This window comes from Butyrivibrio sp. WCD2001 (assembly GCF_000424485.1).
In the GTDB taxonomy this organism is placed as follows: Bacteria; Bacillota; Clostridia; order Lachnospirales; family Lachnospiraceae; genus Butyrivibrio.
Genome location: NZ_AUJZ01000018.1, coordinates 45,378 through 52,373 on the forward strand (window position 1 = coordinate 45,378; position 6,996 = coordinate 52,373).

The window sequence follows — 6,996 nt, forward strand, 5'->3', positions numbered from 1 at the left end:
TATTTTTTATTGTTTAAACCGACAGTCCTCGTCACCCATGAAGAAGAGTGCTACGGTTCCGGGACCGACGTGGGTGCCGGTTACGGGCTCGTACATGACGGAGAGAATCTCCTTCGGAGGATTGTTTTTGTTAAGAAGCTCTATCAGGTAAGCAGTGTCGGCGTCGTTGTCGGCGTGGGCTATGCACACTGTCTGGGAGCCGGCATCCTTGACAATTCTATCGTAGACTTCCGCCATTGCCTGAATTGCTTTCTTGTTTCCGCGAACCTTATCAAAATTGATGATCTTACCGAATTCATTACCGCGAAGGATGGGCTTTATATTAAGTACGGTTCCTATGATCATCGCTGCGTTGGAGAGACGACCTGTTCTCTGGAGATGACGAAGGGAATCCACCGTGAAAATCTGATATACGCATTTTGAATCGTAGGTCAGCTTTTCATAAGCTTCATCTATTGAAAGGCCCTGCTTTCTGTACTCTATAGCCTTCATGACAATGATGCCCTCGGCGAGAGATGCGGCCCTGGTGTCAAGCATGTAGAACTTTCTGTCCGGGAACTCCTCCTCCAGCATATCCTTTGCGATAAGCGAAGTGTTGTAAGCGCCGCTTATTCCTGATGACATTGCGACGTAGAGACAGTCGTAGCCTTCCTTGGCATATTCAGACATTATATCGTAGTAGTACTGCGGTGAGGGCTGGGTAGTGTTGCAGAGAAGGCCATTTTTAATGCTCTCGTAGTAGCCCTTTCCATCAAAATTCTCTATATCAAAGCACTGACGGATGTCATCCTCATTGTCCTTCGGATAGTATGAAAAAGGAACCTGCTTGATATCCTCAGGTTCAAGGATCCGCAAAGGAAGGTTGCAGGATGTATCCGTAACTATTTTAAAACTCACTATATAATCCTCCCAAAAAGTAATACAATATATATTGTCAAAAGGCTGAAAATGCATACAGATTTGTATGCAGGTGGTTTTGACTACTACATTATATCACATAAATTACGATGAGAATTATTTTGATGAATATGTCGGCAATTCCGGGATTTTCAATATAAAACAGGAGGGGTGTATGAATATTTGTTTACTTAATGACTCGTTTCCGCCAGTTATTGACGGCGTGGCTAACGTGGTCATGAACTACGGAAGAATTTTTACGAATGATATAGGGGCAAAAGTTGTTGTCGGGACTCCCAGATACCCTGACGCGAGCTATGAGGGATATCCTTACGAGGTCATTCCCTACAGCAGCCTTGATACCACAGATCTTGTGGCGGGCTACCGCACGGGGAATCCTCTGGCGATGCGCGAGATCATGAAGATGGCTGAGTTCGGGCCGGACATCATTCACACGCACTGTCCTGCAGCTTCCACAATTATGGCGAGGATACTGCAGAACGAGACCGGCGCGCCGATCATCTTTACCTATCACACCAAGTTTGATGTCGATATTGCAAGAGCAGTCGGAGAGGGCTTTCTTAAAAATGAGACCGTGAAGGCTATGGTTAAAAATATATCCGCTTGTGACGAAGTCTGGGTGGTATCCGAAGGTGCGGGAGATAATCTTCGTTCGCTGGGATACGAGGGCGAACTTCGCGTTATGAATAACGGCGTCGATTTTCCCAAGGGGAGAGTCTCAGAGGATAAGGTAAAAGAAGTAACTTCCGGGTACGACCTTCCAGAGGGACTTCCGGTATTTCTTTTTGTCGGAAGAATGATGAAGTACAAGGGACTGCCGCTTATCATAGATGCACTCAAAATCCTGAGTGAGAAGAATGTGGATTACCGCATGGTATTTGTCGGCGGCGGTGCGGACCTTGAAGAGATGCAGGCGAAGGTGAAGGAGTATGGAATAACTGACAAGGTTATTTTTACAGGTCCTATCCACGACAGAGAGATGCTTCGTGCCTGGAATACCAGAGCAGACCTGTTCCTGTTTCCTTCCGTATACGACACCAATGGAATCGTTGTCAGAGAGGCAGCAGCCTGCGGACTTGCCAGCGTGCTTATAAAGGGCTCCTGCGCAGCAGAGGGAATCACTCATGCGAGAAACGGATATCTGATCGAGGAGACTGCCGAATCTATGGCCGGACTCCTGGAAGAACTGTCCGATAAACATGACACAATGAGAGACGCCGGTCAGCATGCGATGGATGAGATTTATATCTCCTGGGAGGATGCCGTGCACGCAGCTTATGAGAGATACGGCGTGATCAGGGATATGGTCGCGGACGGAACACTTCCTCGAAGAAAGAAGCAGAGCTCGGACTACTTCCTCGAGTCGGCATCAATGATAGTCAAGGGTACCGAGCACATCTTCGACATCCCGCGCAACATCTACGGCGGAATGAAGGAGAACTTCGATGACTTCAAGGAAGACTTCAAAGAGAACCTTGAGGAGTTCAAGGAGAGCCTTCCCGAGGGAGTAAAGGAGTTTTCCGAGAACGCGAAGGAACTTGGAGAGAGCGCCAAGAAGGGCGTCAGACAGGGTATCAAATACGCCGAGAAGAGCGTCCGCGAGGGCTTCGACCTTAGCATCAACGGCATGAAACTCGACGATTGATAATGCCTTCTCCTTTTGGAGAAGGTGTCAGCGCAGCTGACGGATGAGGGGAAAACATGAAAAATGAAGTACTGGTACGGCAGGAAAAAATTGCACTCATGCTCACTCTTTACAGAATTCCCGGCACAATAGCTTCTTTCATTGCAGCTATGGCCAGTGATTACATGGTCCTGTGGATGGAATTCATTGAGAACCTGAGTGTGCTCCTACCGAGCCTTATACTCTTTATTATTTCCAAAAAACTTCAAAAAAATCTGAAGTTCAGATTCAATTACGGCACCGGTAAGGTTGAGGCAATTTCCGCACTTAGCTGTGAGATGTTCGACATGGCAGGTCTTTTCTGTGTGGTGTTCTTTTCAGTAAGAAAACTAATAGAGCGGGAACAGGAGGAGGAATTTCTGGTATTTGCGCTCATAGTCAGCATTATCGGCGTTCTTATCGATATCTTTGTGTTTTTCAGGGAAAAAGAACTCTCCAAGAAGGAGCACAGCAGGATGCTGCACACCGCATACATTGGTGCCCAGAAGGAGTTTGGATTTGATCTCGTATCAATTCTGACGCTTGCCATAAGCCTTGTTTTCAGCAAGAAATCCTGGATATACTATTTTCCCCCGATCGTCTGCATAATCATGGCCATCCCGTTTTCAATAATAATCTACGGCCATATTCGTGAAGCCTTCATGGAACTGGCGGACCTCACTATAGACGAGGAGAGCCAGCTCAAGATAGTGAAGGTGCTGAACGAATTCTACGATTCCTATGAACTTCTCGGCGACGTAAACAGCAGAGTTAACGGCAAGTACAAGCACATAGATATCGGCCTGCAGTTTCGCCCGGATATGACCTATGACGAGGTCAGAACTGTCTCGGAACAGATGAAGCACCGAATCACAGAAGAGATCGGTAAGTGCCGGATCAATATAAATGTGATGTGAAGGCACTCGCATATCTATTATTCTTGAAGTGGGAATGCAGACTATAAGAGCAAAGAGGGCTGCAAGGATGATGATTCTACGAAGAAGATTTTTAGAAGACGATTCTGCGAAGAAGATTCTACGATGAAGATTCTGCCGGCCCAGACAATAAATCAGCGAAATTGTATGTGGTTTGTTGTACATAAAAAATGGAGTAACAACAAATCAAGAGGAATCCGTCGGATTTGTTGTATATAAAAATTGGAGTAACAACAAATCAAGAAAATCCGCCTGATTTGTTGTTTATAAAAAATGGCGCAACAACAAATCAAGAAGAATCATTCGGATTTATTGTATTTACAAAAACTATTGACAACAAATATATAAGAATTAGTTGGATTTATTGTACTGGCGGAAAATGGATACAATAAATCTATAGGAAGTAGGAAAAATTGTTGTACTTGCGGACGGTATGTTATTAAAAGGCATTATCGTCCGTATTTTTTGAGCACCCAAATAAAAAGAATGTAAAAAAGAAATGGCCATAGATGATTGGTAAGATAAAGAGTACTCATATTGAAAATACCCCCAAATGGCGGTAGTGGAATTTTTGTGATTTTATTACAATTTAAAGCGTGTTCTATGAAATAAAATTCCACAAGGGGGAAAAGAGAATGGAGAAAAGGAAACTATTAACAGGACTGTCAAAATGGCTGTTCATGCTGTGCATGACGCTGCTTGTACTCGCGGGTGTGAAGACAAAGGTACACGCAGTAACCGAATATGATTTGTGGATTGGCGCAACCAGGATAACCAGTGAGAATTGCAATGACCTTAGTGATATTGTGGTGGGTCCATTTACTCGCAAAACACATTCATATTTTGATCCCGACACAAATACTCTGTATTTGGATGAGGTTTATAGAATTGACGGGAACACTGTGCATAATGGAACACGTTCCAAGATTTATTCCAAATTACCGCTGAAAATCAGAGGAAACGCTGAATTAAACCTCAAAAATGAAGATGATGTTACAGCGATATCAACAGAATCATATCTTGATATTCAAGGTAATTTTTCTTTTGAAGGCGGTAATGGCGCACTATTTGCAGGACAAAAGATTACTATTGACGGAGAAAATACAAAAATCACAATTACGAAAACACCACAAGATTCGGCAGCCATTTATGGATTGTTTGGAGTATGTGTCAATAATGGCTCAATTAATATTGAGGGCTATTCAGACGGCATTTATTCATCTTGGGGGGATGTCTGCTTATTTGGAGGTACATATAAGATGGCCTGCAATGGAGGTATGGCAGTAAAGGCTAGAAAAGGCGGTCTTTTCTTAGCTTATGGTTATACTCTGAATAAGCCTATACAGGGAAGAGTTGGTACCTATGGAGATTATTCGACAATAGTAAAGCTGAAGCATGAAGAAGGTGAGCTGGATCGCCTTTATGCCTATGATCTTGATCTTGTTATGGGGCAAGATAGCATATGCTATGTAACATTTGATACTAATGAACAGTTGGGCTTTAATTCAAAACAAACATCTTGGAATGGTAGGCCCAAAGGAAGCACATTTGATCGTCCCGAAGATCCTACGAGGGAAGGATATTTCTTTGGCGGGTGGTATACCTCAAGAGACTGCAGAGATGGTGAAGAATATGATTTTAATACTAAAGTAGAAAGAAGTATAACTCTCTATGCAAAGTGGAACAAGGGTAAGCAGTATAACCTTTGGGTTGACGGTACCAGAGTAACAACTCTTAATATGGATAATATTCCGGTAAATGCTAATGGCAAGGTATCATTTGATCCGGCAAATAATACCCTTAACCTTGACGGATGGTTTGGAATTTATCAGGACAGCGAGACTGTAAATAGTGTTAAATCATTTATTTATACAGGTATGCCAATCAGGATTGTAGGAGATGCTGATATTGTTGCCAGAGACAGCGATGCATATCCGATTTACAGTTATTTGGGGAATGTAACCATTGACGGTGATATTCGTATTAGTGGTGCAAACACAAGTATTTTCTCAGCAATGGGCGTAAAGGTTGATGGCAAGAATACAAAGCTTACCATTAAAGATACAGATATAGGTATTTTCGGAGGATCCGGAGTTACGATAAACAATGGAATAGTTGATATTGATGCGAAAGCCTATGGCCTCAAAACAAGCGCAGGACTTATTGATATTCAGGGCGGATTAACAACGATAAAAGCTGGTCAGTGTGCTATTTACGGTGGTAAGCAAAGGAGCGTTAATGTCGCAGATACTGTGGCTATTCTCGAACCAGAAAGCTACAGCTTCGGCAAGAGTCAAAGCGGTGATCCATTCTACACAATTATGGGTGGTGATTCCAAGGATGCGAAGACGGTTAGATTTGATGCATCCCGTCCGGTTTACACGGTTACCTTTGATATGAATGGCCAGAATGTAACTGCTCCCAAGCCTCAGCAGATTGCTGACGGAAGATGTGCGCATCAAATCAGTATAAGCAATTACCCCAGAGGATATGGCTTTGGTGGATGGTACACTGATAAAGCATGCACACAAGGCTACGATTTTTCAAAACCGGTACATAACAGCTTTACTCTTTATGCAGAATGGGTAGAAGATAAATCACAGATAGATCCTGACAAGATTCACAGACCTGAAACTGACAAGATATTAAGCGGTAAGGAAGCAAAGGGACGCGGAAGCGCATTTGCATTTGGACGTGGACAGAGATTCAGAGTAACTTCCGATGATAAGGCTAATCCTACAGTAACCTTCGAGAGACTCACAGATAAGAAGGCTACAAGAGTCACAGTTCCGAAGACCGTAACCGTTGACGATGTTACCTACACAGTAACAGCTGTCAGCTCCAAGGCCTTCAAGGGTTGCAGCAAGCTTAAAACGGTAACTCTTGGATCCAACATTGAATCCATCGGAGCAAATGTCTTCAAGGGCTGCTCCAGCCTTAAGACTATAAAGATTCAGTCCTCAAAGCTAACGAAGAAGTCAGTTGCCGGCAAGGCATTTTCAGGAATCAGCAGTAACGCTACAATCAAGGTTCCTGCAAAAATGAAGAAGAGCTATGGAAAGATCTTTGCTAAAAAAGGGCTCTCCAAGAGTGTGAAAATAAAATAAGAATTATGAGCTGAATGCGAAAAACGAGGCGGTGCACTAATATTTAGTGTGCCGCTCTTTTTGATTTAATAGGAAATTTCGCCTTGCGGCAAAACCTTGAATTAAAAGGCCCGGACAAGACCGGGCCACGCAAAGCGGAGGTATGTTGGTTTTAAATTACCAATCTACCTCGTCAAAGAATTCATCATCTTCATGCATAAAGTAATCCATGTCGAGAAGGTCTTCATCATCCATCTCGCGGATTTCGTTCGCCGACATGCCTTCCGGCGGATTTTGGATGTATTTCTCTCTAAGCTTTGCTATTAGTTCTTTACTAGCCATGGCTGTTCCTCCTGTAGCATGATTTTATCATGCACAGGAATACGAGGGAACA

At 43.5% G+C, this 6,996-nt stretch carries 5 protein-coding genes; 3 read left to right on the top strand and 2 right to left on the bottom strand.

All coding sequences use genetic code 11. The features are described 5' to 3' along the window. Positions 1–6: 6 nt before the first annotated feature. Positions 7–897: a DegV family protein gene (locus G630_RS0114095; RefSeq protein WP_022761520.1), complete on the bottom strand. Its 891-nt coding sequence runs from the start codon at positions 895–897 to the stop codon at positions 7–9. Between the two features lie 175 nt (positions 898–1,072). Here G630_RS0114095 and G630_RS22045 point away from each other — a divergent pair, with 175 nt between their 5' ends. From G630_RS22045 to G630_RS0114110, 3 genes are all read left to right on the top strand, one after another. Further along, positions 1,073–2,563: a glycosyltransferase gene (locus tag G630_RS22045; RefSeq protein ID WP_049946231.1), complete on the top strand. Its 1,491-nt coding sequence runs from the start codon at positions 1,073–1,075 to the stop codon at positions 2,561–2,563. A gap of 56 nt (positions 2,564–2,619) precedes the next feature. Next, positions 2,620–3,498: a cation diffusion facilitator family transporter gene (locus G630_RS0114105; RefSeq protein WP_026498956.1), complete on the top strand. Its 879-nt coding sequence runs from the start codon at positions 2,620–2,622 to the stop codon at positions 3,496–3,498. A 653-nt stretch (positions 3,499–4,151) separates the two neighbouring features. Then, positions 4,152–6,623: an InlB B-repeat-containing protein gene (locus G630_RS0114110; protein ID WP_026498957.1), complete on the top strand. Its 2,472-nt coding sequence runs from the start codon at positions 4,152–4,154 to the stop codon at positions 6,621–6,623. Positions 6,624–6,779: 156 nt separating this feature from the next. Here the strand turns inward: G630_RS0114110 and G630_RS25080 are convergent, their stop codons facing one another. Continuing rightward, positions 6,780–6,944 (bottom strand): hypothetical protein, encoded by a 165-nt coding sequence (locus G630_RS25080; RefSeq protein WP_170832732.1) that lies wholly within the window; start codon positions 6,942–6,944, stop codon positions 6,780–6,782. Positions 6,945–6,996 lie beyond the last annotated feature (52 nt).

Excerpts from the sequence above, each read along its gene's own strand:
- G630_RS0114105 (WP_026498956.1), top strand. The coding sequence starts at position 2,620 with ATGAAAAATGAAGTACTGGTACGGCAGGAAAAAATTGCACTCATGCTC.
- G630_RS22045 (WP_049946231.1), top strand. The coding sequence starts at position 1,073 with ATGAATATTTGTTTACTTAATGACTCGTTTCCGCCAGTTATTGACGGC.
- G630_RS25080 (WP_170832732.1), bottom strand. The coding sequence starts at position 6,944 with ATGGCTAGTAAAGAACTAATAGCAAAGCTTAGAGAGAAATACATCCAA.
- G630_RS0114110 (WP_026498957.1), top strand. The coding sequence starts at position 4,152 with ATGGAGAAAAGGAAACTATTAACAGGACTGTCAAAATGGCTGTTCATG.